18 protein-coding genes are annotated in these 21370 nt (G+C 72.8%); 9 read left to right on the top strand and 9 right to left on the bottom strand.

Annotated features, from left to right (window positions below; genetic code table 11):
• Positions 1–71 precede the first annotated feature (71 nt).
• Positions 72–1316, top strand: a complete 1245-nt coding sequence (locus QFZ75_RS37795; RefSeq protein WP_307543946.1) for an NAD(P)/FAD-dependent oxidoreductase — start codon at positions 72–74, stop codon at positions 1314–1316.
• 51 nt (positions 1317–1367) lie between these two features.
• On the opposite strand, the gene QFZ75_RS37790 is transcribed toward QFZ75_RS37795, so the two are convergent.
• Positions 1368–3386, bottom strand: a complete 2019-nt coding sequence (locus tag QFZ75_RS37790) for an AAA family ATPase (protein ID WP_307543945.1) — start codon at positions 3384–3386, stop codon at positions 1368–1370.
• A gap of 101 nt (positions 3387–3487) precedes the next feature.
• Complete coding sequence (locus tag QFZ75_RS37785) at positions 3488–4381, bottom strand: oxygenase MpaB family protein (RefSeq protein ID WP_307543944.1); 894 nt, start codon at positions 4379–4381, stop codon at positions 3488–3490.
• Between the two features lie 219 nt (positions 4382–4600).
• Between QFZ75_RS37785 and QFZ75_RS37780 the strand changes: the two genes are divergently transcribed.
• Entirely contained in the window at positions 4601–5749 is a 1149-nt protein-coding gene (locus QFZ75_RS37780) for a P1 family peptidase (protein ID WP_307543943.1), read from the top strand.
• Between the two features lie 102 nt (positions 5750–5851).
• Here QFZ75_RS37780 and QFZ75_RS37775 read toward each other — a convergent pair whose 3' ends face one another.
• Entirely contained in the window at positions 5852–7804 is a 1953-nt protein-coding gene (locus tag QFZ75_RS37775; protein ID WP_307543942.1) for an FHA domain-containing protein, read from the bottom strand.
• 149 nt (positions 7805–7953) lie between these two features.
• Entirely contained in the window at positions 7954–9843 is a 1890-nt protein-coding gene (locus QFZ75_RS37770; protein WP_307543941.1) for a serine/threonine-protein kinase, read from the bottom strand.
• A 596-nt stretch (positions 9844–10439) separates the two neighbouring features.
• Here QFZ75_RS37770 and QFZ75_RS37765 point away from each other — a divergent pair.
• Together QFZ75_RS37765 and ctaD are read left to right on the top strand one after the other, a co-directional pair.
• On the top strand, positions 10440–11162 hold the full coding sequence (locus QFZ75_RS37765; RefSeq protein WP_307543940.1) for a phosphodiesterase: 723 nt from the start codon (positions 10440–10442) through the stop codon (positions 11160–11162).
• 196 nt (positions 11163–11358) lie between these two features.
• Positions 11359–13071 (top strand): cytochrome c oxidase subunit I, encoded by a 1713-nt coding sequence (gene ctaD, locus QFZ75_RS37760; RefSeq protein WP_307543939.1) that lies wholly within the window; start codon positions 11359–11361, stop codon positions 13069–13071.
• Positions 13072–13147: 76 nt separating this feature from the next.
• Here the strand turns inward: ctaD and QFZ75_RS37755 are convergent, their stop codons facing one another.
• Together QFZ75_RS37755 and QFZ75_RS37750 are read right to left on the bottom strand one after the other, a co-directional pair.
• Positions 13148–13681 (bottom strand): hypothetical protein, encoded by a 534-nt coding sequence (locus QFZ75_RS37755; protein ID WP_307543938.1) that lies wholly within the window; start codon positions 13679–13681, stop codon positions 13148–13150.
• A 29-nt stretch (positions 13682–13710) separates the two neighbouring features.
• On the bottom strand, positions 13711–14250 hold the full coding sequence (locus tag QFZ75_RS37750; protein ID WP_307543937.1) for a DUF1360 domain-containing protein: 540 nt from the start codon (positions 14248–14250) through the stop codon (positions 13711–13713).
• Between the two features lie 192 nt (positions 14251–14442).
• Between QFZ75_RS37750 and QFZ75_RS37745 the strand changes: the two genes are divergently transcribed.
• The 4 genes from QFZ75_RS37745 (at position 14443) to QFZ75_RS37730 (ending at position 17726) form a co-directional block, all read left to right on the top strand.
• Positions 14443–15642, top strand: coding sequence for a hypothetical protein (locus QFZ75_RS37745; protein WP_307543936.1), 1200 nt, complete (start codon positions 14443–14445; stop codon positions 15640–15642).
• 11 nt (positions 15643–15653) lie between these two features.
• Entirely contained in the window at positions 15654–16244 is a 591-nt protein-coding gene (locus tag QFZ75_RS37740; protein ID WP_307543935.1) for a hemerythrin domain-containing protein, read from the top strand.
• Positions 16245–16443: 199 nt separating this feature from the next.
• A complete protein-coding gene (locus QFZ75_RS37735; protein WP_307543934.1) occupies positions 16444–16860 on the top strand; it encodes a DUF2243 domain-containing protein in 417 nt (138 codons plus the stop codon).
• A complete protein-coding gene (locus tag QFZ75_RS37730; protein ID WP_307543933.1) occupies positions 16857–17726 on the top strand; it encodes a cytochrome c oxidase assembly protein in 870 nt (289 codons plus the stop codon). Before QFZ75_RS37735 ends, QFZ75_RS37730 begins: the two co-directional genes overlap by 4 nt.
• Here the strand turns inward: QFZ75_RS37730 and QFZ75_RS37725 are convergent.
• From QFZ75_RS37725 to QFZ75_RS37715, 3 genes are read right to left on the bottom strand one after another with little or no spacing between them, the layout of a single operon-like run.
• On the bottom strand, positions 17707–18861 hold the full coding sequence (locus tag QFZ75_RS37725) for a zinc-dependent alcohol dehydrogenase (protein ID WP_307543932.1): 1155 nt from the start codon (positions 18859–18861) through the stop codon (positions 17707–17709). The genes QFZ75_RS37730 and QFZ75_RS37725 overlap by 20 nt on opposite strands.
• Positions 18862–18881: 20 nt before the next feature.
• Positions 18882–19343, bottom strand: coding sequence for a hypothetical protein (locus QFZ75_RS37720; protein WP_307543931.1), 462 nt, complete (start codon positions 19341–19343; stop codon positions 18882–18884).
• A gap of 6 nt (positions 19344–19349) precedes the next feature.
• Positions 19350–19808: a DUF4383 domain-containing protein gene (locus QFZ75_RS37715; protein WP_307543930.1), complete on the bottom strand. Its 459-nt coding sequence runs from the start codon at positions 19806–19808 to the stop codon at positions 19350–19352.
• Between the two features lie 178 nt (positions 19809–19986).
• Between QFZ75_RS37715 and QFZ75_RS37710 the strand changes: the two genes are divergently transcribed.
• Complete coding sequence (locus QFZ75_RS37710; protein WP_307543929.1) at positions 19987–21261, top strand: cytochrome P450; 1275 nt, start codon at positions 19987–19989, stop codon at positions 21259–21261.
• The last annotated feature ends 109 nt before the right edge of the window (positions 21262–21370 follow it).

Raw genomic sequence — 21370 nt, 5'->3', positions numbered from 1 at the left:
CGCATCCGCGGGGACGGTCCGGCCGGAAGATCGGGCGTGAAGGACGCTTACGCCGAGCAAGGAGAGTTCCCATGGCCGCCACTCGTGGTGCACCGGACGTCCTGGTGGTCGGTGCGGGGCTGGCCGGCCTGGCCTGTGCCCGTGACCTGGTGGCGGCCGGCCTCGACGTCGAGGTGCTGGAGGCGTCCGACGAGGTGGGCGGGCGCATGCGCTCGGACCGTCACGAGGGGTTCGTCGTCGACCGCGGCTTCCAGGTCTTCAACACGGCCTACCCGCAGGTCCGCCGCCGGCTGCCGCTGCGCGACCTGCGGCTGAGGCCGTTCACGCCGGGGGTCCTCGTGCACACCGGGGAGGGGTCGCTGCGCTTCAGCGACCCGACCCGCAGGCCCCGCGAGCTCCACGACCTACGTCCCGGCCGGCTCGCGGGCGTCCGTGACCTGGTCGCGCTGGGCGCCCTGTCGGCGCGGGACATGTGCGCGCCCGCGCGCCTGCTGAAACGCGGCGAGGACCGCACCACCCGCACCGCGCTCGCGGCGGCGGGGTTCAGCGAGGAGTTCGTCGAGCGGTTCTTCCGGCCGTTCCTCTCCGGCGTCTTCCTGGAGGACGAGCTGGAGACTTCGGGGCGGGTCTTCCACCTCGTCTGGCGCACCATGCTGCGCGGCACGCTGTGCCTGCCGGGCGAGGGCATCGGAGCGGTGCCGCGCATGCTCGCGGCCGCGCTCCCCGAGGCGACCGTGCGGCTCGGCACACCGGTCGCCCGGCTCACGGACGACGGCGTCGCGCTGGCCACGGGCGCCGAACTGCCGGCCCGCGCCGTGGTCGTGGCGACGGGGCCCGGTCCGGCGACCCGTCTGCTGCCGGACCTGGACGTGCCGCCGTACCGGGTGGTGACCACCTACTACCACGCGGCCCCGCGCTCCCCGCTCGCCGAACCCACCCTCCTCACCGACACCGGCAGGCGCTTCCTGAACTCCTGTGTCCTGAGCGAGGTCGTCCCCGCGTACGCGCCCGAGGGCATGTCCCTGATCGCGACCTCGGTGCTCGGCGGGGACACGGCGGGCCGCGAACGCGAGGTCCGGACGGCGCTGGCCGGGGCGTACGGCACCGACACGGCCGGCTGGGACCTGCTGACCGTACGCACCGTCCCCGACGCCCTGCCCGCGATGGCGCCCCCGCAGCCCCTCAGCCGTACCTCCCGGTACGCCCCCGGCCGGTACGTGTGCGGCGACCACCGGGCCACGGGGTCGGTGCAGGGGGCGCTGGCATCGGGCGCACGCGCGGCCCGTGAGATCGCGCGGGACCTCGGACGGCGGTAGGCCCGCGGCCCACGTGGTGCTGTACGGCGCCCATGCGGTCCCGCCCGGCGGTCACGTGGTCCTGTCCAGCAGTTCCCGCAGCACCGCCTCCGGGTCCCGGAGCACCGAGTCGAGCAGGGCCTTGTCGTACCCGGAGTCGCCCAGCAGGGACCGGGCGGCCGTCTCGTACCGCTCCCGTACGGGTCCGAGTTCCGGGGTGCCCCGTTGCGGGTGGCCGACGGCGGCCCAGTAGTTCTCCCCGGCCCCGTACGCGGCGACCGCGGGCTCGCCCGCCCCCTGCGCGGCGAGCGCCGAGGCGAGCAGGTCGAGGCCGAGGGCGATGCCGAAGCTGTCGCCGATGAGCCGCTTGCCGTCGAGCATGGACGTCGCGTGCCCGGCCGCCTCCTCGGGACGGTCCTCGAACAGCGCGAGCAGCGCCAGCTGGTAGTCGGCGTACGACCGCGTCCACCACTCGCCGCGCTCGGCACAGCCCCGGCGCAGCTCACGGGCCTCGCGGCGGGCCTCCTCCCGCAGTCCTTCGCCCGTCAGGCCGAAGATCCGGACCAGCCGGCACAGGACGCGGCCGACGGAGTCGAAGGGCCTGCCCCGCACGCTCTCCAGAGCTCCGTCGACCACGAACCGCGCGGCCATCGGCCGGCCCTCCATCAGGTGGACGAGACCCAGCAGGTACGCGGCGTGCAGCGTGCCCTCGGTCTCCCCCTGCGCCGCGGCCTGCCGCTCGCACTCCAGGGCGAGCCGGTGCGCCACCTCCTGCTCGCCGCACAGCACCCGGGCGACGCCCAGCGCCCACAGCGCCCGCGTCCGTACCGCTCCCGGCCGGTCCGTCAGGGCCAGGGCCTCCTCCAGATAGCCGGTGGTCTCCCGCAGATGACCGCAGCAGCTCCAGAAGAGGGCCAGCACCCCGGAGAGTTCGAGCGCCTGCTGGGGCCGCGTGGCGAGGAAGTGCTCGAGTCCGGCGCACAGGTCGGCGTGCGCGGAGGACACCCACCGGTACGCCTCGATCTGGGCCGGCCCCAGCCAGTCCGCGTGGGCGCGCCGGGCCCTGCGCAGGAAGTACGCGGCGTGCCGCTCGGACAGCCGGGTGGTCTCGCCCAGCTCTCCGAGCCACATACGGCCGTACTCCCGCAGGGTGTCGAGCATGTGGAAGCGGCCGTCGACCCGGGACACGACGGACTTCTGCTCCAGAGCGGCGAGCGCGCGTTCGGCGTCCGCGGCGCGCAGCACGTCGTCGGTGCACACGGCGCGCACGGCGTCCGCGTCCACGGGGGCCCGGAACGCCGCGAACCGGGCCCACAGCAACCGCTCCGCGGGCGTGCACAGTTCGTGGCTCCAGCCGATGGTGGTACGCAGCGTGCGGTGCCGGAAGTGCCCGGCGACCGGACTCTCCGCGACGAGGTCCAGACGGGAGCCCAGGTCGTCCTCGACCTCGCGCAGCGTGCGGTGCGCCAGCTGGCCGGCCGCCAGCTCCAGCGCGAGCGGGATCCCCTCCAGCCGCCGGCACAGCCGGACGACGGTCCCGAGGTCGTCGGCGGCCACCGGCCCCGTTCCCGTCTCGAGCGCGCGGCGGCGAAAGAGCTCCGCGGCGTCGGTCTCCGGCGGCAGCGGGTCCACGACCACCTGGTGCTCGCCGTCCATCCCCAGCGGCTCCCGGCTGGTCGCCAGCACGGTCACGGCCGGGCAGTCGTCGAGGATGCGGGCGAGCAGGCCGCGGCAGGCCGCCGAGAGGTGCTCGCACGAGTCCAGCACCAGCAGGACGTCCCGGTCCGTCAGCCATCCGCACAACGCGTCCAGCGGCTCGGCCGTCGCGTGGTCGGCGAAGTCGAGGGCGTCGGCGACCGTGGCGAGCAGGAGGCGGTCGCTCGTCAGGGGCCACAGGTCCGCCCAGGCCACACCCCGGGTGCCGGAGCGCGCCAGCTGCTCCGCGGCGTGCAGCGCGAGCCGGCTCTTGCCCACGCCGCCCACGCCCGTGAGGACGACCAGGCGGTGGCGGCCCAGGGCGGCGGTGACGTGCGCCAGCTCCTCGCGTCGTCCGACGAGGCCGTCGGGGAGCTCGGGCAGGTTGTTCAGCACGGTGACCGTCTCTCGTAGCAATCGTCCGGGCGATGCGCGCGGTGCGCGGAGCGCGTGAGGGGTTGGGGCGTGTAAGGGGTTGGGGCGTGTGTTGCGTCCGCTCAGGCGGTCGGTGCTGCGGCACGGGCGGACGGCGGCGGGGTCATCGCCCACCGGACCGCCGAGATCACGGCGGAGCCGAGCGGCCGTACGCACAGGCCGTCGACCACCGCCGGTCTGGGCAGCCGGAGCTCCGCGGCGGCCCAGGCGGGCAGCAGGGACACCGCGTTCGCGGCGAGCACCCCGTACGGGAGACGGGCGACCAGCGGGACCGGCGGGTTCAGCAGCAGGAAGCGTGCGGCGTCACGGGCCTGCGGGGTCGTCCGCAGTTCGGGACGGTACGCCTGCAGCCGTGCGTCGAGCCCCGCCCGGTCGCGCGGCGGATCGGGTACGCCCAGGGCGGCGGCGACGCGCGCCATGTCCTCGACGTACCCGTCGCACTCGCGCGCCGTCAGCGGGCGCCGCCCGTAGAGCTGGTGGGCGCGCAGGAAGCTGTCGACCTCGGCGACGTGGACCCAGCCCAGCAGATGCGGATCGCCTGCCCGGTAGGCGACGCCCTCGCGGGTCGTCCCGGACACCCGCTCGTGGACCGCACGCACCCGTGCGCAGGCCAGCCGGGCACTCTCACCGGTGCCGTACGTCGTCGTCGCCAGGAACGTGCTGGTGCGCTGGAGCCTGCCCCACGGGTCGCCCCGGAAGCCGGAGTGGGCGGCGACGGCGGCCATGGCGAGCGGATGGAGCGACTGGAGCAGCAGGGCCGACAGGCCGCCGATGAACATCGACGCGTCGCCGTGCACCCGGCGGACGGGGCGCTCGGGTCCGAACCAGCGCGGGCCCGGCGTGCCGTGGATGCGGGCCCGGTTGCGGGGGCCGTCCGGTCCTGCCACCCGGGCGAAGAGTTCGCCGCCGAGGCGTTCCCGCAGCCCGTCGACGCAGGGTGGTCTGGTCAGTCTCATCGCCGTCGCGTCCTCCCGTCGGCGGGCCCCCGCCCGCGGTCACCGGCGCCCCGCGCGGGGGCGGTGCTCGGCCCGTCGCCGCTCAGGGCGCGGCGGGCACGCCGCACACACTGGATTCCGTGCGGGCGGGGCATTCGGACGCACCGGACGGAAAAACCCGCGGGGCGCCCGCGGGACGCGCGGATCCGGACCGCAGGACCGCCCCGATAGCGTGCTCCCATGCGTGAGTCGTTGCACGATCCGTCGCGTGCGTCCCTGTCCGAAACGCCCCCGCCCACCGCCGCCCGCCGCGCCCGTGCGCTCGGTCTCGGCGTCGGGGACCTGCCCACCGGAGCGCACAACGCCCTGACCGACGTCCCCGGTGTCCGCGTCGGACACACCACGCTGGTCCGCCCGCCCCGGGTGCACAGCGGTGTCACCGCGATCGTGCCGGACGGGGTGGGGCCCGGCAGCCCGCTGCCGGCCGGGGTGTTCGCGGGCAACGGCTACGGCAAGCTGCTCGGCACCACGCAGCTCGCGGAACTCGGCGCGCTGGAGACGCCGGTGCTGCTCACCTCGACCCTGTCCGCCTTCCGGGTCGCGGACGCCCTGGTCGGCTGGGTCCTGGAGCGGCCCGAGGGGGCAAAGGCGCGGAGTCTGAACCCGGTCGTCGGGGAGTGCAACGACGGGCTCCTGTCCGACATCCGCTCCCGTCCGGTCCGGGCGGAACACGTGTGGGCCGCGCTCGACTCCGCGTGCGGCGGTCCGGTCGCCGAGGGCTGCGTGGGGGCAGGGACCGGAACGGCCGCGCTGGGTTTCAAGGCCGGTATCGGCACCTCGTCGCGGCGCGTGCCCCTGACCGCCGGCCGTGAGGTGACACTCGGCGTGCTCGTGCAGGCCAACTTCGGCGGCACGCTGCGGGTGTCGGGCCGCACGGTCACCCCCGCCGACGTCGGCGTCCCGACGGCGGACCCGGTCCCGGCGACCGCGCCGGGCGAGGCGGGTTCCTGCATGGTCGTGGTCGCCACCGACGCCCCGCTGGACGCCCGCCAGCTGACCCGCCTCGCCCGGCGCGCGGTCTACGGGCTGGCCAGGGCCGGCGCCGCGTACGGCCACGGCAGCGGCGACTACGGTCTCGCCTTCGGCACCCGCCCCCTGGGCACGCCCGCCGGGCCCGCCGTGGTGGCGGACGACCGGCTGGACCCGCTCTTCGTCGCCGTGCTCGACGCCGTCGAGGAGTCCGTCCTCGACTCCCTGCTCACCGCCACCACGACCACGGGCCCGTACGGCCACACCCGCCACCCGCTGCCCGCTGCGCCGCTCCTCGCCCTGCTGGACCGTGGCGCGCCGGACGCCGCGGGCGGCCCCGGCGGTACTCGTTCCCCCTGAGCCCGGTCACCGTGCCGCGGTCCGCTCGTTCCGCGGCACGGCTCCTGCTCCCCGTCCCGTCCCGTCCGCGGCGACGCGGCGGGCCCGCCGGCGGCGGGCGGTTCAGGCCGGGTCGTAGGCCGCGGGCTCCTGGGGACCGGGCTCGTGGCCGACGGCCCGCGGGTCCGTGGGGCGGGCGACGTACACGGGCGCGTCCGACTGGTAGAAGAGGTCGATGTCCGCCTCCTCGCCGCCGACGATCAGCGTGTCCCACGCGCCGCTCTCCTGCAGTGTCCGCAGCGTCGACGGTGCGAGGGAGGCGAGGTGGTCGCGCAGTTCCTCCTCGGTGGGCATATTGGGGAGGCGAGTGGCGAGACGCGAGCGGATCTCGCCCATGCGTTCGAGCAGCGCCTCCAGGTCGGGCCGCGCGTCCTCGGGTTCGGCGGTCGGCGCCGGCGCCGGGACCTCCTCCATGCTGCGGGCGATGACGTCCTTGATGGCGCGGGTGACGCCCTGTTCGTCGGTGGTGACCATGGCGTTCCAGGCGCGGCTCTTGTGCCGGTACTGCAGCATGGACATCGCGGCCTCGTGCCGGATGAAGTCGGCGTCGCGCAACGGCTTGCCCCGCCAGGCGCGGCTGAGCGAGCGGGCCAGCGACACGGCGGAGGCGACGCCGCTGTTGAGACCGCGCCCGGGCCAGAAGTGGATGGCGTTGGCGGCGTCGCCCAGCAGGAAGCCGTACGTTCCCGGGGTCGTCGCGGTGGCGCGGCTGAGCTGCGCCGTGAACCTGGGGCGCTGCACCATGTCCAGCCGGAACGAGGTGATGGCGGTGAGGTCGTCCTCGGCCACGCCGAAGAGCTTGAGGCCTTCCCGGATCCGCTTCCACAGGGCCGAGCCGCGCAGCAGGGCGGGCAGGAAGAGGGTGCCGTGGGTGGGACACACGAACTCGTTGTCCTCGTGGCGGCTCATCACGCAGGGCCGTGCGGCGATGCACTCCTCGAAGACCTGCCGGACGGGATCGATGCCGATCACCGCCTTGGCCTCGTCACGGGTGAGCCGCATGTTGAGGAAGCCCTCGCCGCGCAGCGAGTTGAGCAGGAACCTGTTCTGCGACACCGTCAGCAGGACGCTCATCTCGTCGGTCAGCGGCGACTTGACCCGCAGTCCCAGCACCACGTCCTGGATGTGCTCGCCGTCCAGGGAGTAGATGGAGGCGTCAGCCGCGCCGAAGCGGTCCCCGTAGTACTCGCGGGTGCGGGACCGGCCGCCCTCGCCGATCACCAGGACGTGCTCCTGCGCGAGCCGGCCCTCGTGCTCCGCGATGTCGAAGCGTTTCGGTACGAGCCGGATGGCCGCCTTGGTGTTGGCCAGCGCGAGCAACTGGTCCTCGACGTAGGCGATCCGGATGTTGCGGGGCGGTTTGCCGTCGACGGAGTCCGGTCCGACGGGCCACATCTCCGAGAAGTTGGCCGGGTCGGCGAACAGCGCGGACTGCATCTCCCCGGTCAGCGCGAGGTACTGCCGGCTCTGGAGGGTCACGACCTGCTGACGGCGTACGTTCCCGTGCGTCTCGTCCTTCCAGTTCACCGTGGAGCCGGACCTGACCCAGCGGCCCTCGTGGACGGTGACGGCCACGCGCCCGGGCAGCGCGTCCTCCAACATCAGGGCGAAGGCGAGACCGACCGGGCCCCCGCCGGCGACCGTGACGCGGAGTGTGCCGGGATCCGAGGCCGGGGCGCGCGGCAGGTCCATCTGGGAGAGGTCCATGACCGTCTCCAGGGCTTCCTGCGTCTCGAACGCGAACGTCTCGTCACCGATCCGTATGACGTCGCCGTGCTCCAGCACGTGCCGTGTGACGCGCCGCTCGTTGACGTGCGTCCCGTTCCTGCTGTTGCGGTCGTGCAGGACGAACGCGCCGTCCTCCACGACGATCTCGGCGTGCAGCCGGGAGGCGCTGGTGCTGACGATGATCACATCGTTGTCGCTCTTGCGCCCGAACCGTAGGGAGCCCTCGGTGCCCAGCACCGCGCTCTGACCGCTGAAGGGACCCGTGCGTCCCACGATGACCGACGACACTTCGAACTCCTTGATGACATGCCCGGTGCCGGGGCGGCCGCGTCGAGCGGACGTCCCGGCACGAAGGCGGACCGGACCGGCACGAACAGGGGACCCGGGCGGGACGGCGCGAGGAACCACCGGCCGCCGCCCGGGCCGTCATTGGCACGTCATTGGCACGTCACCGTGAACGGCACCGTGTCGGAGATCGTCTGCTGCGACGACTTGATCTCCACGCCCATCGCGCTCGCCAGCGTGCCCTCCTGGGCGTACGTCGTCACGCGGATCGTCTGCTGGTGGGTGGTGGGGCCGCCCTCCGAGAACGACAGCGCCCGCCAGGTCTTGTCGACGACCGACCCCTCCGCCGAGACCCAGCGGTAGGTGAAGCGCACGGGCAGCTCCGTCACCTTGAAGGTGGCCGTGAACGCGGGTGCCTGGTCCTGCGGCGGCGGGCAGCTGCCCGCGTACGTCGTGTTCGTCCCCGTGACCGTCACCGTGACCGGGGACCCGCCCTCCGCGTCGGAACCGTCGCCGCCCGCGGAAGGGGCGCCGTTCTGTGCCTGCTGTGACGAGGAGCCCGTGGCGGCCGTGTTCGCCGGGTCCTTGGCGTCCGCCCCGCCGTCGTCCCCGTCGTCGAGCAGGGTGTAGCCCAGTCCGCCCAGCAGCAGGGCGGACACCGTCGCCAGCGCCACGAGCAGGTACCCCTTGCGCCGGTCGCGCGGCGGCCGGGCGGCGCCGGGGGCCTCCGTGGTGACCGGAGCGGTCGCCGTCGGCAGGGAGTGCGCCTGCGGCACCTGCTGGTGCGTGGGGCCCGTGGGATGCGCGGCGGCTGCCGCCGGGTGCGCCGGGGCCGCGGGCGTACCGGTGACGGGCAGGGCGTCACCGGTGGGAGCGTCGGAGGCGCCGGGCGTCGTGCGCACCTGGACGGTGGGCGTGTCGGTGACGCCCGACGCCGGGACGTCGGCCGCCGCCGTGTCCGCCGCCGTCACGTCGGTCGCCGTGACGTCCTGCGAGGTGGGCGCGGGTGCGGGCCGTGCCTGTCCCGTGGGCCCGTCGACGGCGGTCACCGCCGCGGTGTCCGCGGAGGTGGCGTCCGGCACCGGGCGTACGTCGTCGGTCGGTTCGAAGACGGTCGCCGCGGCGGTGCCCGTCTGCGCGGTGCCGGCGGTCGCCACCGGCTGGGGGCCCGTCGACGTGGAGTCGGCGTCGGGCGTGGCGCCGGCGGCTATGAGCCGCAGGTGGCGCGCCGTCTGTTCGGCGGAGGCCCGCTCCGCGGGGTCCTTGCGCAGGAGACCCTCGATGACGGGGGTCAGCGGGCCGGCGCGGTCCGCGACGGGCGGTTCGTCGTCGACGACGGCGCGCAGCGTACCCAGGGCGCTGTCCTGCCGGAAGGGCGAGCGGCCCTGGACGGCGGTGTGCAGCAGGACGCCGAGCGACCACAGGTCCGTCGCGGGACCCAGGGAGCGGCCCAACGCCTGTTCCGGCGCCAGGTATTCGGGGGACCCCACGACCTCGCCGGTCATGGTGAGCGCGGTGTCGCCCAGCACCATGGCGATGCCGAAGTCGCTGAGGATCACCCGGTCGTCGTCGGCGAGCAGGACATTGGCCGGTTTGACGTCGCGGTGCAGCACATCGGCCTCGTGCGCGGCGCGCAGCGCGTTCAGGACCTCGGCGCCGATCCGCGCGGTCTCCTGCGGGCTCAGCGTCCCCTGTGCCTCAAGCAGATCGGCGAGGGAGCGGCCGCGCACGAGTTCCATGACGATCCAGGGACGGTCGCCGTCGGTGACCACGTCGTGCACGGTGATCACGTTGCGGGCGGTGATCCGGGCCGCGGCCCACGCCTCCCGTTCCAGCCGGGTGTACATGCGCTGGATCTTGTCGGCGGCGAGTCCGGAGGGAGCGCGCACCTCCTTGATGGCGACCTCGCGGCGCAGCACCTCGTCACGGGCGCGCCACACGGTGCCCATGCCGCCCTCCCCGAGGGGGGACAGCAGTCGGTAGCGGTTCGCGACCAGCCGCTCGGGGCTCACATCCGGGGACGCCGTGTCCTGGTGGTGCATCGGGGCGATTCTCCCTTGTCCTACGAGCATGACCATGAGCGCCCGGACGTCGCCCATGCGGTCGGGACCGCCCGGCACGCCGTTGATCCCGTCGCGTGCAGTGGCGTTCCGACAGCGGTGGACCCACCGTGCCGGAGCCCCATCGTTCTCCACCACCGAGGCGATCGCCCGTCGCTGTCAACTACACGTAGGACGAGGGCCGTTCGGTTGCCGAAGTCTATCCTCGCGGTCAGCCCCTTTCAGACAGCAGCAGTCGTTTCAGGTCGGCATCCGTCAGGTTGTGACAGTCGGTGCACATTCATTGACGGATGCGCGAGAGAGTTGCCGCGCTCCCCGGCATCCCGCGTACGGGGGCGCCCCATCCGGCACACGGGCCCCCGCGTCCGGACACCGCCGTCCTCCCGTTCGCCGGAATCTCCGTTCGCCACGGTTTCGGCCGACATCACGTGCGGCGGAGCGACCCGCGCCCCGGCGCGCAGACCGTGTCAGGCGCCCGTTCATGCTTCGCGTCCGCGGGGGTACTCGGTCGGCCCTCCGCCACAGGCCACCGGCGGAGCGGAGCAACTGCCTGGTTTCGTGGAAGGTCGGGGTTCGGCATGGGAGAACGACTGGTCGGCGCCGTCGAGGCGGGATTTCGCCGCCTGGCCCGTCTGCGGCACGCCCCGGCACTGCACCCGACGGGGCTGACCTGCACGGCCGAACTGGAGGTGGTGGACGACGGAGGCGGGCGCTGGGGCGTTCCGTGGCTCGACACGCCCGGCCGGTACGCCGCCACGGTCCGCCTCTCCCGGGCGGCCGGTCTGCCCGGCCGGCTGCCCGACGGGCTGGGACTGGCCGTACGCGTCGAGGACGCGGCGGGTCCGGGCCGGCCCCTCGACCTGCTCCTCACCAGCAGCGGACGGGGCCGGGCCGTCCGGCGCCTGCCCCTGCCGCGCGCCGACGCGCTGGGCGGCCCGTACTCCACCCTGCTGAAGTACCGCGTCGGCGGTCACCACCGCCTCCTGGCCGCCTTTCCCCGCCAGGACCGGGCACCCGTGCACGGCGACCCGGCGAGTCTGCGCGACGCCCTCGCCGCCGGGCCGCTCGTCCTCGACCTGTGCGCCGGGAGCGCCGGCCGGACGTGGCGGGCGTTCGCGGTGCTGACGGTGGGCGCTCCGCTGCCCGTACCGCGGGAGGAGAGCGTGGACTTCGACGTCTACGCGCACAGCGTTCCCGGCTTCGGTCCGGGCAGCGCCCTGGCAGCGGTGCGCCGCGCCGCCTACCGGGGCTCGCGGGCGGGCCGCCACCGGACCCGTGGCCGTAACCATGACCGTGTGTGACCCGTACACCGTTCAGACGAACGGCATATTGGTTCATTGGGGTCGGCGCGCCTCCGCCGTCGGCTCGGCTTCCGGCCTACAGGCATGGATTGGGCTCAACTGGTTACGCACTGCCCGACACCACGACCGGTGGGCGAGGTACCCGTTGCGCTGCCCGGATTCCACGGTCACGTGGTGCTGCCGATTGAGGGATCTGATGACTACTGAGACAACACCGGTGACATTGGTGCCGGTCGAGGGGCGGCGTAGCAAGGGCCGGATCGTCGTGTCGTGGCTGACGACGACCGACCACAAGAAGATCGGCCACCTGTACCTGATCACGTCCTTCGGGTTCTTCCTGATCGGCGGCCTGCTGGCGATGGCGATCAGGGTGGAACTGGCCCGGCCGGGAATGCAGTTCCTGTCCACCGAGCAGTACAACCAGTCGTTCACGATGCACGGCACGATCATGCTGCTGCTGTTCGCGACCCCCACCTTCGCCGGGTTCGCCAACGCGATCATGCCGCTGCAGATCGGCTCCCCGGACGTCGCCTTCCCGCGGCTGAACATGCTGTCGTACTGGTTCTTCCTCTTCGGCGGCCTGATCGTCCTGTCCAGCTTCCTCACCCCCCAGGGCGCCGCCGACTTCGGCTGGACCGCCTACACCCCCCTCAGCGGTGGTGAGCGCACCGCCTACGTGGGCGGTGACCTGTGGATCATGGGGCTGGCGCTGGCCGGGTTCGGTACGATCTTCGGCGCGGTCAACTTCGTCACCACGATCATCTGCATGCGCGCGCCCGGCATGACGATGTTCCGCATGCCGATCTTCGTGTGGAACGTGCTGCTCACCTCGGTCCTGGTGCTGCTGGCCTTCCCCGTGCTGGCCGCCGCGCTGTTCGCGCTGGAGGTGGACCGCAAGTTCGGCGCCCACATCTTCGACCCGGCGAACGGCGGCCCGATCCTGTGGCAGCACCTCTTCTGGTTCTTCGGCCACCCCGAGGTCTACATCCTGGCGCTCCCGTTCTTCGGCGTGATCACCGAGATCCTCCCGGTGTTCTCCCGCAAACCGGTCTTCGGCTACATGGGGCTGGTCGGCGCCACCATCGCCATCACCGGCCTGTCCGTGACGGTGTGGGCCCACCACATGTTCGCCACCGGAGCGGTGCTGCTGCCGTTCTTCGCCTTCATGAGCTACCTCATCGCCGTCCCCACCGGGGTGAAGTTCTTCAACTGGATCGGCACCATGTGGAAGGGTTCGATCTCCTTCGAACCCCCCATGCTGTGGGCCGCCGGCTTCCTGGTCACCTTCCTCTTCGGCGGCCTCACCGGTGTTCTGCTCGCCTCACCCCCGCTGGACTTCCACGTCACCGACAGCTACTTCGTCGTCGCCCACTTCCACTACGTCCTCTTCGGCACGATCGTCTTCGCCATGTTCGGCGGATTCAGTTTCTGGTGGCCGAAGATGACCGGCACGATGCTCGACACGCGCCTGGAGAAGATCCACTTCTGGACGCTGTTCGTCGGCTTCCACACCACGTTCCTCGTCCAGCACTGGCTGGGTGCCGAGGGCATGCCGCGCCGGTACGCCGACTACCTGGCCGCCGACGGCTTCACCGCACTGAACACCGTCTCCTCCATCGGCGCCTTCCTGCTGGGCCTCTCCACCCTCCCCTTCCTCTACAACGTGTGGAAGACCGCCAAGTACGGCAAGAAGATCGAGGTCGACGACCCCTGGGGCTACGGCCGCTCCCTCGAATGGGCCACCTCCTGCCCACCGCCCCGCCACAACTTCGTGACCCTGCCCAAGATCCGCTCCGAGTCCCCCGCCTTCGACCTGCACCACCCGGAACAGGCGAAGCTCGACCAGCGGGAGCACACCGGCAAGCGCGACGTCGTGGACGCCGCGGGTCACGAGAGCGACCGGACGTAGGCACCGGCAGTACGTACAGATGAGGAACCGCGCCGCCGGCCGGGACGCAGCCCCGTCCCGGCCGGCGGCGTACGGGTCACCGGCCGTAGGCGTCCCTGCGCGGCAGGGGGCCCACGCCGGCGTGACGGCCCGGCCGGAGGGCGGCGTGGCGCTGTCCGGGACCGGGGCCGCCGCGGGCCGCCAGGGCGTCGGCGACGACCCCGGTGGCGAAGGCGTACACGGCCTTGTGCAGGACGTCCACGACCAGCTCCCGGCGGGGCCAGGTGGCGGGCGGGGCACCCACGCCGGTCGCGTTCTCGAGGATCTGGTCGTTGGTGAGGCGCACGACGGCGAACTTGGCGGACGCGACCGGTCCGCGCAGCCCGCTGTGCGCCATGACGGAGCGCAGTACGCCCAGGAGGGCGGCCTGGCCGTGGTGCATGGCCCAGTTCAGCGGCAGCGGCTGGGTCCCGGGGCGTTCCGGGAGCCCGGTCAGCCGCTGGAGCACCCGGGCGGGCACATGGGAGTCGGGCCGGCCGGTGACGGCCTGCTCGATCTTCTCGCCGAGGGTCATGACGACCCCTCCGGCCGCTCCGGCGACCAGCCCCTGCCACAGTGCTCGCTTCATCATGCCGCCGCGGGTACCCTCTCCCACCGCACTCACCCGGTGGTCCTGTCCACCAGCGCCGCGTACGTCAGCTGCAGTGCGTCCGCACCGGCCAGCGCGGTGAGCGCGCCCATGGCGGTACGGGTGGCGCGGGGCCAGAGCAGCTGGCCGGCGGTCAAGGTCGAGACCATCCACACGCCCGTGCAGAACGGGCAGGTCATCAGCTCCCCGACGGTGTCCCCGCCGTTCCCGGTCCGCGCCTCCTCGTGCAGCTCGGCCGGGCCCTGCGGGCCGACGTACCGCGTGAAGGGGGCGCGCAGCGGACTGGTCACCGCGGCCTTGCTCAGCAGCCGGCTGAGCCGGAAGGCGGCCACCGCGGTCAGTGCCAGGTCCGCGGGCTCCGGGCGCTCGGGCAGACGGCGCCCGCTGAGCCGTACCGCCGTCGCCCAGGCGGCCGTGTAGGCGCCGAAGCCGGCCATGGCCGTCAGATAACCCCCGAGGGGCCGCTCGTGCCCCGCCGAATACGCGTGCTTCGTGCCTCGGAGGAAGCCGTGCAGACGTCCCGCGAGGCCGTTCTCAGCTGCTGTGCCCATGGGCGGTACCCACTCCTGTCCCGCTGGTGGTGCTCATCGTCAGCCGGGTCCCCACCGGGGCGTACGGCAAACGAAGTGCGGGGCGTCACCACGGGCGCACACGGTCCGCGCTCATTCCCTCACTCCTGCGGTGACTGTTTTCCGTATCGAGGGGGACTGCGTACTCACCATCGACCGCCCTGGAGGCAACGGATGACCTTCAACCCCCTGGAGCAACGCGGCATTCCGCTGGACCGCCAGCTCAGGAACTGGCGTGAGCTGAACGTCGCCCCCATCGATCCCGACCACTGCGACCCGTACACCCGTTGCCGCATCATCACGATGAACGGCATCGAGGTCGAGGCGATCATGTTCAGCCACATGCTGGCCCGCAACACCGTCGACCCCGAGGTGAAGCGCCAGCTGGCCCGTACGCGCTACATCGAGGCGCAGCAGCAGAAGGTGGTGAACTGGCTGCTGCCCGGGGTGTCGTCCGTGCTGGAGACGACGATCGCCTACGAGCAGGTGGCCGTGGACCTCACCGCCTGGGTCGCCCGTATGGAGCCGGACCCGTACCTCACACAGGCGTACCAGTTCGGTGTGCTGGAGGACTTCGACCACCTGTACCGGTACGCGAACCTGTACGAGATGATCGAGCACCGCAAGGCGGACGCGATCGTCGACGGCCTCACCGAGGTCATGCCGGGCCGGCCCACGAAATTCCATCACCGCAACCCGGTGGACAACGTCCGTGACCCGTACGACAAGACTCGGACGGACCCGCTGTCGAAGCTGCACGCGCTGACGATCATGTCGACGGAGCAGCAGACCATGAACTTCTACATGAACACCGGCCCCACCTACATGGAGCCGATCGCCCGCCAGCTCTACCAGGAGATCGGGCTCATCGAGGAGGAGCACGTCACCCACTACGAGTCCCTCGTGGACCCGGGCGAGACGTGGTGGGAGCAGCTCGTCAACCACGAGTACAACGAGTGCTACCTCTACTACTCCTTCATGGAGCAGGAGAGCGACCCCCGGATCAAGGCGATCTGGGAGCTGCACCTGAACATGGAGCTGGAACACCTGCACCTCGCCTGCGACCTGATGCGCAGGCACGACGGACGCGACCCGCAGTCGGTCCTGGCGCCCGAGCTGCCGAACGTGCTGACATTCGAGCCGAACAAGCAGTATCTGCGCGAGCTGCTGGACACGCAGATGGACCTGACCACGCTGGGTGCCGGCTATGTGCGCGAGCAGCACGAGCGGTTCGAGAAGATGCAGGAGGACATCCACGGCGGTGAGGCGGCGCCCAGCGAGCGGGTGATGACGCAGCACGACGAGATGTTCGGGCGCGAGTACCGCATCGAGACCGAGGGCGAGCACCCCGACCCCGCCCTGCGCGGCAAGTGAGGAGACCGGTCATGACCGAGCTGCAGACCCCGCAGGCCGGCGACGACGCCGCTCCGGACACCGATGTGGTGGCCCTGCTCATGCGCCAGCACGGTGACATCCGCAACCTCTTCGACGAGGTCGAGGCCGCCGGGGGCGACGCCCGGCAGGATGCCTTCCGCCGCCTGGTGCGGCTCCTCGCCGTCCACGAGACGGCGGAGGAGGAGGTGGTGCACCCGTTCGTGCGCCGGAACGTCACCGGCGGTGAGCAGGTCGTGGACGACCGTCTCGCCGAGGAGCGGTCGGCGAAGGAGACGCTGAGCGCGCTGGACGACATGGACACGAACGACCCGAAGTTCATGGCGCAACTGCTGGCGCTGCGGGCCGACGTCCAGGAGCACGCCCGGGCGGAGGAGCGCTACGAGTTCACCCACATCCGGCGCAGCACCGACACCGCGGGGCTCGCCTCGCTGGCCAAGGGCGTCAAGGCGGCCGAGGCCATGGCGCCCACCCGCCCTCACCCCGGTGTGGAGTCCGCGGCGGCGAACATGGCGCTCGGACCGGTCGCGGCCCTGATGGACCGCACCCGCGACGCGGTCCGCAAGGCCATGGGTAACGGCTGATCACGCCCGTGCGGCACATCGGCGTCCGCAGCCCGCGAAGGGCTGCGGACGCCGATGGTGCGACCGGCGCCGGAGCAGCGGCAGTGGCAGTGGCAGTGGCAGCACGACAGGAAGGCACACGTCCATGAAGCCGTCGGACAGGTCGGTGGTCACCCCGCCCGCGCACTGCGAACCCCGCAGGTCAATGGCCGTGTGTGCCATGATCGGGATCGCCGTGATGGCCGCGGTCGATGTGATCGTCTTCCACCAGGTCCTGCACTGGCACCACTTCTACGACCGCTCGACCACCGGCGTGGGCCTGCTCTCCGACGGCCTGCTGCACACCGCCGAGCTGCTGATGCTCGTCGCCGGCTTCTTCCTGTACGCCGATCTGCGCCGCCGCCACGCCCTCTCGCCGGCGCATGCCCGGGCGGGTCTTTTCCTGGGCCTGGGGGCCTTCCAGCTGTTCGACGGGATCGTGGACCACAAGCTGCTGCGTCTGCACCGGATCCGCTACGGCGTGGACGTCACCCCGTACGACTGGGCGTGGAACATCGCCGCCGTGCTCCTGCTGCTGATCGGGGCGGGCCTGGCGGTCCGCGCGGCCCGGACCACCGCTGCCGGCCCGGCGGCATGACGCTCGCGCACGTCCACCCGGGCGGCGCCCCGGGTCCCACCGCGGTCGAGTGGTTCTCCGTCGCGGCGGCGCTGTCGGCGGCCGTCGCCTACCTGGTGGCCGCCGGGCGTCTGCGGCGCCGCGGGGACGTCTGGCCCCGGTGGCGGGACGGGGCGTTCACCGCCGGTGGGGCCGCGGTGGCCTGGGCGGCGGTGGGAGGACCGCCCGCGGAGCCGTTCACCGCGCACATGGTCCAGCATCTCGCCGTGGGCATGGTGGCCCCGCTGCTCCTCGTCCTGGCCCGTCCGCTCACCCTCACCCTGCGGGCCCTCGCACCGGGTGCCGCGCGCCGGGGCCTGCTGGTCCTCGCGCACTCCCGCCCGGTCGGCCTGCTGCTCTGCCCACCGGTCGCGGCCCTGCTCGATGCGGGCGGCATGTGGCTGCTCTACCGCACCGGGCTCTTCGCGTCCGCACGGCGGCAACCCGTGACGCACGCCCTGGTGCACGTGCACCTGCTGACGGCCGGGCTGCTGTTCACCTTCGCCGTGTGCCAGCTGGATCCCGTACGCCGGCGGTGGGGCCTCGCCGTGCGCGGCGCCGTCCTGCTGGCCGTCGGCGCCGCGCACGGCGTACTGGCCAGGACCCTGTACGCCGTACCCCCGCCCGGTACCGCGTTCAGCGCGGCCGACCTGCACGCGGGGGCCCAGTGGATGTACTACGGCGGCGACGTCGTGGAGGCGGCCCTGGCCATGGTCCTGGGAGCCGGCTGGTACGCCTCGCGAGGACGCGCCCGCCCCCGCCGGCGCGGCGGGGGCGGGCGGCCGGCGCCCGGCGGGCGTGCGGCCCGGGAGCCCCGGGCCGCGGGGGTCAGCCGCCCGGCCGGATGACGGCGCGGACGCAGCCGTCGGTCTTGTGCTTGAACATGTCGTAGGCCCGCGGTGCCTCGTCCAGGGACACGGTGTGGGTCGCCAGGTGCGAGGTGCTCAGCTCCCCCGCCGCCATCCGCTCCAGGAGCATCGGTATGTACCGCTGGCCGTGCATCTGGGCGCCGCGCACCGTCAGACCCTTGTTGATCACCGCGCCCAGCGGGAACTTGTCGACGGCACCGGCGAAGACGCCCAGGATGAAGACCGTGCCGGCCTTGCGGCAGGCGTGGATGGCCTGCCGGACGGCGGTGGGCCGGTCCGTCTGGAGTCGCAGCTGCTGTTTCACCTGGTCATAGGCGTGAACGAGGCTGTTGTCGCTGTGCGCCTCCATGCCGACGGCCTCGATGCAGACGTCCGGGCCCCGGCCACCGGTGCGCTCCCGCAGTTCCGCGCCGACGTCGGTCGCCGTGTAGTCGATGACCTCGCTGCCGATGTGCCGCTCGGTCATCGCCAGCCGCTCCGGGATCCGGTCGATGGAGATCACCCGTTCCGCGCCCATCAGCATCGCGGCGCGGGCCGCCATCTGGCCGACGGCCCCACAGCCCCAGACCGCGACCACGTCGCCCGGTTTCACGCCCGCCAGGTCGGCGCCCATCCATCCCGTCGGCACCGAGTCCGACACGAACAGGGCGCTCGTGTCGTCGATGCCCTCCGGCACCGGGAAGGCGCCGTAGTCGGCGAAGGGCACCCGCACGTACTCGGCGTGGCTGCCCCGCAGTCCGCCCATGGCGTGCGAGTAGCCGAAGATCCCGCCGGTGTCGGCCCCGAAGAGGGCCTGTCCGATGCCGGGGTTGGTGTTGGTGTTGTCGCACAGCGACCACAGGTCGTTGGCGCAGTACCAGCACCGGCCGCATCCGACGAAGGAGCAGACCACCACCCGGTCGCCCACGGTGTGCCGGCGGACCCCGGTACCGACCTCCACGACCTCACCGATGAACTCGTGCCCGATGACGTCCCCGGCCCGCATGAAGGGGATGTAACCGCCGATGAGGTGGAGATCGGAACCGCACGTGGTGCCCGCGATCATCCGTACGATGACGTCCTGGTCGTTCTGCAGGATCGGATCCGACACCTGTTCGACCCCGAGCTTGTTCACGCCTTCCCAGCACAGTGCTTTCACAGCACTCCCTCCCCGCTCGCACGCCGGCTCAGCAGCCCGACGAGTTTTCCACCGGGGGTGGGACGCGTGGTCGGCTCGTCGGGGCGCATGACCTCACCGGCCTCCAGCAGGGCCTTCGCCTCGCGCAGGGCGACGCGCAGGTCCTGGCGCGGGTCGTTGCCGGTGACGCGCGCGGTCGCCGACTGCGCGGCGGCCGACGGCGCCTCCTTGAACCGTACGGCGAGTTCGGTGCCGCGGTCGCCCGGCGCGGCGCCGGTCCGTGTCTCGATGCGGTCGCCGTACTCCTGCAGCGGTGCGGGCAGCTTGTCGGCCTGCACCTCACCGGGCGGGCGGTTGACCGTCACCGTCAGCCACCTGTCGGTGGTGGCCGGTGGGGACTGGTCCGTTCGCGCCCGGCGCGCGACGACCGCGGCTGCGGCGAGCCCCGCAGCCGTCAGCCACAGCTTCCTGGAAGCCATCCGCGGTCACCTCCCGACGCCGGTGCGGGAGCGGGAGCGGGTGAGGAGCGCGCCCAGGGCGATCATGCCGATGCCCAGGACGAAGTGCAGCCAGTCGTCGGCGGTGTTGAGCGGCACGAAGTTGGCTCCGCTGTGGTGGCCGACGAACAGGCCGTACAGCCACAGCACCAGGTACACGGCACCGCCCGCGAGCAGGTACGTACGGGCTCCGGAGGCGGTACGGGCCAGCGCGACGCCCGCCACGCCGAACGCCAGGTGCACGAGGTTGTGCAGGACGGATATCTGGAAGATCCCGAGCAGTTCGGCGCCCGATTCGTGCGAGGCGAACTTCATCGTGTCGTAGTCCGTGGTGATCCCCGGGATGAATCCCAGGACCCCCACCAGCAGGAACACCACCCCTACCAGCAACGCCGCCTGCTGCACGGGGGTTCGCGTCGTGTTCGCGTTGCGTGTGTGTGTCGTCATGCCCGTTCGGCCCTCCGTCGGGGGCGCCAGGGTGAGCGCCCGTGCGCGGCGAGTACCCGTACCCCGCCGGGCAATCCTGTCGGAGCGGAGAACCTCGTACGGCGCGTCACGGGGCCGTTCGTGTCCGACGCGCGGGAGGCCGCGTTTCCCGCCGGAGGCAGGCGGGCACTCGGCGCGCATGACCGACAGCGCGCGCCCTCCGCTCCTCGACAGTTCTCCCGCTCTCCTCACCAAGGGGTACACCTGGCTGCCCGACCGGTGGAGCCGCACCGACGGCCCGGTCGTGCGCGCCCGGCTGATGGGACGGCACGCCGTGGCCCTGCGGGGTCCGGACGCCGTGCGGTTCTTCTACGACGAACGGCATGTGGAGCGCCGGGCCGCGCTGCCGGAACCGGTGCTGAGCACGCTGTTCGGCCACGGAGCCGTGCACACCCTGGACGGGCGGGGCCATCGCGTACGCAAGGAGATGTTCCTGTCCCTGCTCACCGGGCCGAAGGCCGTGGCCGGCCTGGTGGAGCGCGTCACCGCGGCGTGGGACGAGACCGTGGCCTCCTGGCCGGGCCGGCCGGCGGTCGTCCTCTTCGACGAGGCGAGCCGGGTCCTGACCCGCGGCGTCTGCCGGTGGGTGGGAATCCCCCTCCTCGACGCCGACGAGGTGGCCGGGGACCTGGTCGCCATGGTCGACGGGTTCGCCACGGCCGGGCCGCGCCACTGGCGTGCCCGTCGTGCGCGGGGCCGCTGCGAGGCGTGGCTGGGACAGCTGGTCGAGGACGTCCGCGCGGGGATCGCCACCGCGCCGGCCGGTTCGGCGCTGGACGCGATCGTGCGGCACCGGGACGCCGACGGCGAGTTCCTCGACCCGCACACGGCCGCCGTCGAAATCCTCAACGTCATCCGTCCGACCGTCGCGGTGTGCTGGTTCGTCGCGTACGCGGGTCACGCCCTGCACCACCGCCCGGAGGTCCGGGAACGGCTGCGCGAGGACGACCCCGCATACGCCGTGGCGTTCGCCCACGAGCTGCGGCGCTTCTACCCCTTCGCGCCCTTCGTCGGCGGGCTCGCCGTCGCCGACCTGCGGTGGCGGGGCGAGCTGGTCCCGGCCGGCTCCCTGGTCCTGCTCGACCTGTTCGGGCAGAACCACGACCCCGGGCTCTGGGACGAGCCGTACACCTTCGACCCCCGCCGCTTCCTCGGCCGGCCGCCGCGGCGCGACGAACTCGTCCCGCAGGGCGGCGGCGACCCGGCGGCCGGTCACCGCTGCCCCGGTGAGGACGTGACGGTCGCACTGCTGTCGGCCCTCGGCCCACGGCTGGCGCGCCTGGAGTACGACGTGCCGGCACAGGACCTGCGGATCCCGCTGAACCGCATGCCGGCCCGCGTGCGCAGCGGATTCGTCATGGGGAAGGTCCACGTACCGGCGCCGGAGCGCAGCCTCCAGACGGTTTCGTCCTGAACCCGCAGGACGCCCGGGCCGCTCCGTGACGCGCCGGAAGCCGGTGGCCCGGATGGCGCGCGTGAGGCTCTGCGCGGTGTGGCGGCCGATGAGTTCGCCGGCGAACGGC

The sequence above is a fragment of the Streptomyces sp. V3I8 genome, from assembly GCF_030817535.1.
Lineage (GTDB): Bacteria > Actinomycetota > Actinomycetes > Streptomycetales > Streptomycetaceae > Streptomyces.
Note: the sequence above shows the minus strand (reverse complement) of the source record. Positions and strands in the feature narration are given on the sequence as shown.

What these genes read in the sequence shown, in the direction of transcription:
- QFZ75_RS37795 (WP_307543946.1), top strand. Translation starts at nt 72, where the DNA reads ATGGCCGCCACTCGTGGTGCACCGGACGTCCTGGTGGTCGGTGCGGGG.
- QFZ75_RS37785 (WP_307543944.1), bottom strand. Translation starts at nt 4,381, where the DNA reads ATGAGACTGACCAGACCACCCTGCGTCGACGGGCTGCGGGAACGCCTC.
- QFZ75_RS37780 (WP_307543943.1), top strand. Translation starts at nt 4,601, where the DNA reads ATGCGTGAGTCGTTGCACGATCCGTCGCGTGCGTCCCTGTCCGAAACG.
- QFZ75_RS37770 (WP_307543941.1), bottom strand. Translation starts at nt 9,843, where the DNA reads ATGCACCACCAGGACACGGCGTCCCCGGATGTGAGCCCCGAGCGGCTG.
- QFZ75_RS37765 (WP_307543940.1), top strand. Translation starts at nt 10,440, where the DNA reads ATGGGAGAACGACTGGTCGGCGCCGTCGAGGCGGGATTTCGCCGCCTG.
- ctaD (WP_307543939.1), top strand. Translation starts at nt 11,359, where the DNA reads ATGACTACTGAGACAACACCGGTGACATTGGTGCCGGTCGAGGGGCGG.
- QFZ75_RS37755 (WP_307543938.1), bottom strand. Translation starts at nt 13,681, where the DNA reads ATGATGAAGCGAGCACTGTGGCAGGGGCTGGTCGCCGGAGCGGCCGGA.
- QFZ75_RS37750 (WP_307543937.1), bottom strand. Translation starts at nt 14,250, where the DNA reads ATGGGCACAGCAGCTGAGAACGGCCTCGCGGGACGTCTGCACGGCTTC.
- QFZ75_RS37745 (WP_307543936.1), top strand. Translation starts at nt 14,443, where the DNA reads ATGACCTTCAACCCCCTGGAGCAACGCGGCATTCCGCTGGACCGCCAG.
- QFZ75_RS37740 (WP_307543935.1), top strand. Translation starts at nt 15,654, where the DNA reads ATGACCGAGCTGCAGACCCCGCAGGCCGGCGACGACGCCGCTCCGGAC.
- QFZ75_RS37735 (WP_307543934.1), top strand. Translation starts at nt 16,444, where the DNA reads ATGATCGGGATCGCCGTGATGGCCGCGGTCGATGTGATCGTCTTCCAC.
- QFZ75_RS37730 (WP_307543933.1), top strand. Translation starts at nt 16,857, where the DNA reads ATGACGCTCGCGCACGTCCACCCGGGCGGCGCCCCGGGTCCCACCGCG.
- QFZ75_RS37720 (WP_307543931.1), bottom strand. Translation starts at nt 19,343, where the DNA reads ATGGCTTCCAGGAAGCTGTGGCTGACGGCTGCGGGGCTCGCCGCAGCC.
- QFZ75_RS37715 (WP_307543930.1), bottom strand. Translation starts at nt 19,808, where the DNA reads ATGACGACACACACACGCAACGCGAACACGACGCGAACCCCCGTGCAG.
- QFZ75_RS37710 (WP_307543929.1), top strand. Translation starts at nt 19,987, where the DNA reads ATGACCGACAGCGCGCGCCCTCCGCTCCTCGACAGTTCTCCCGCTCTC.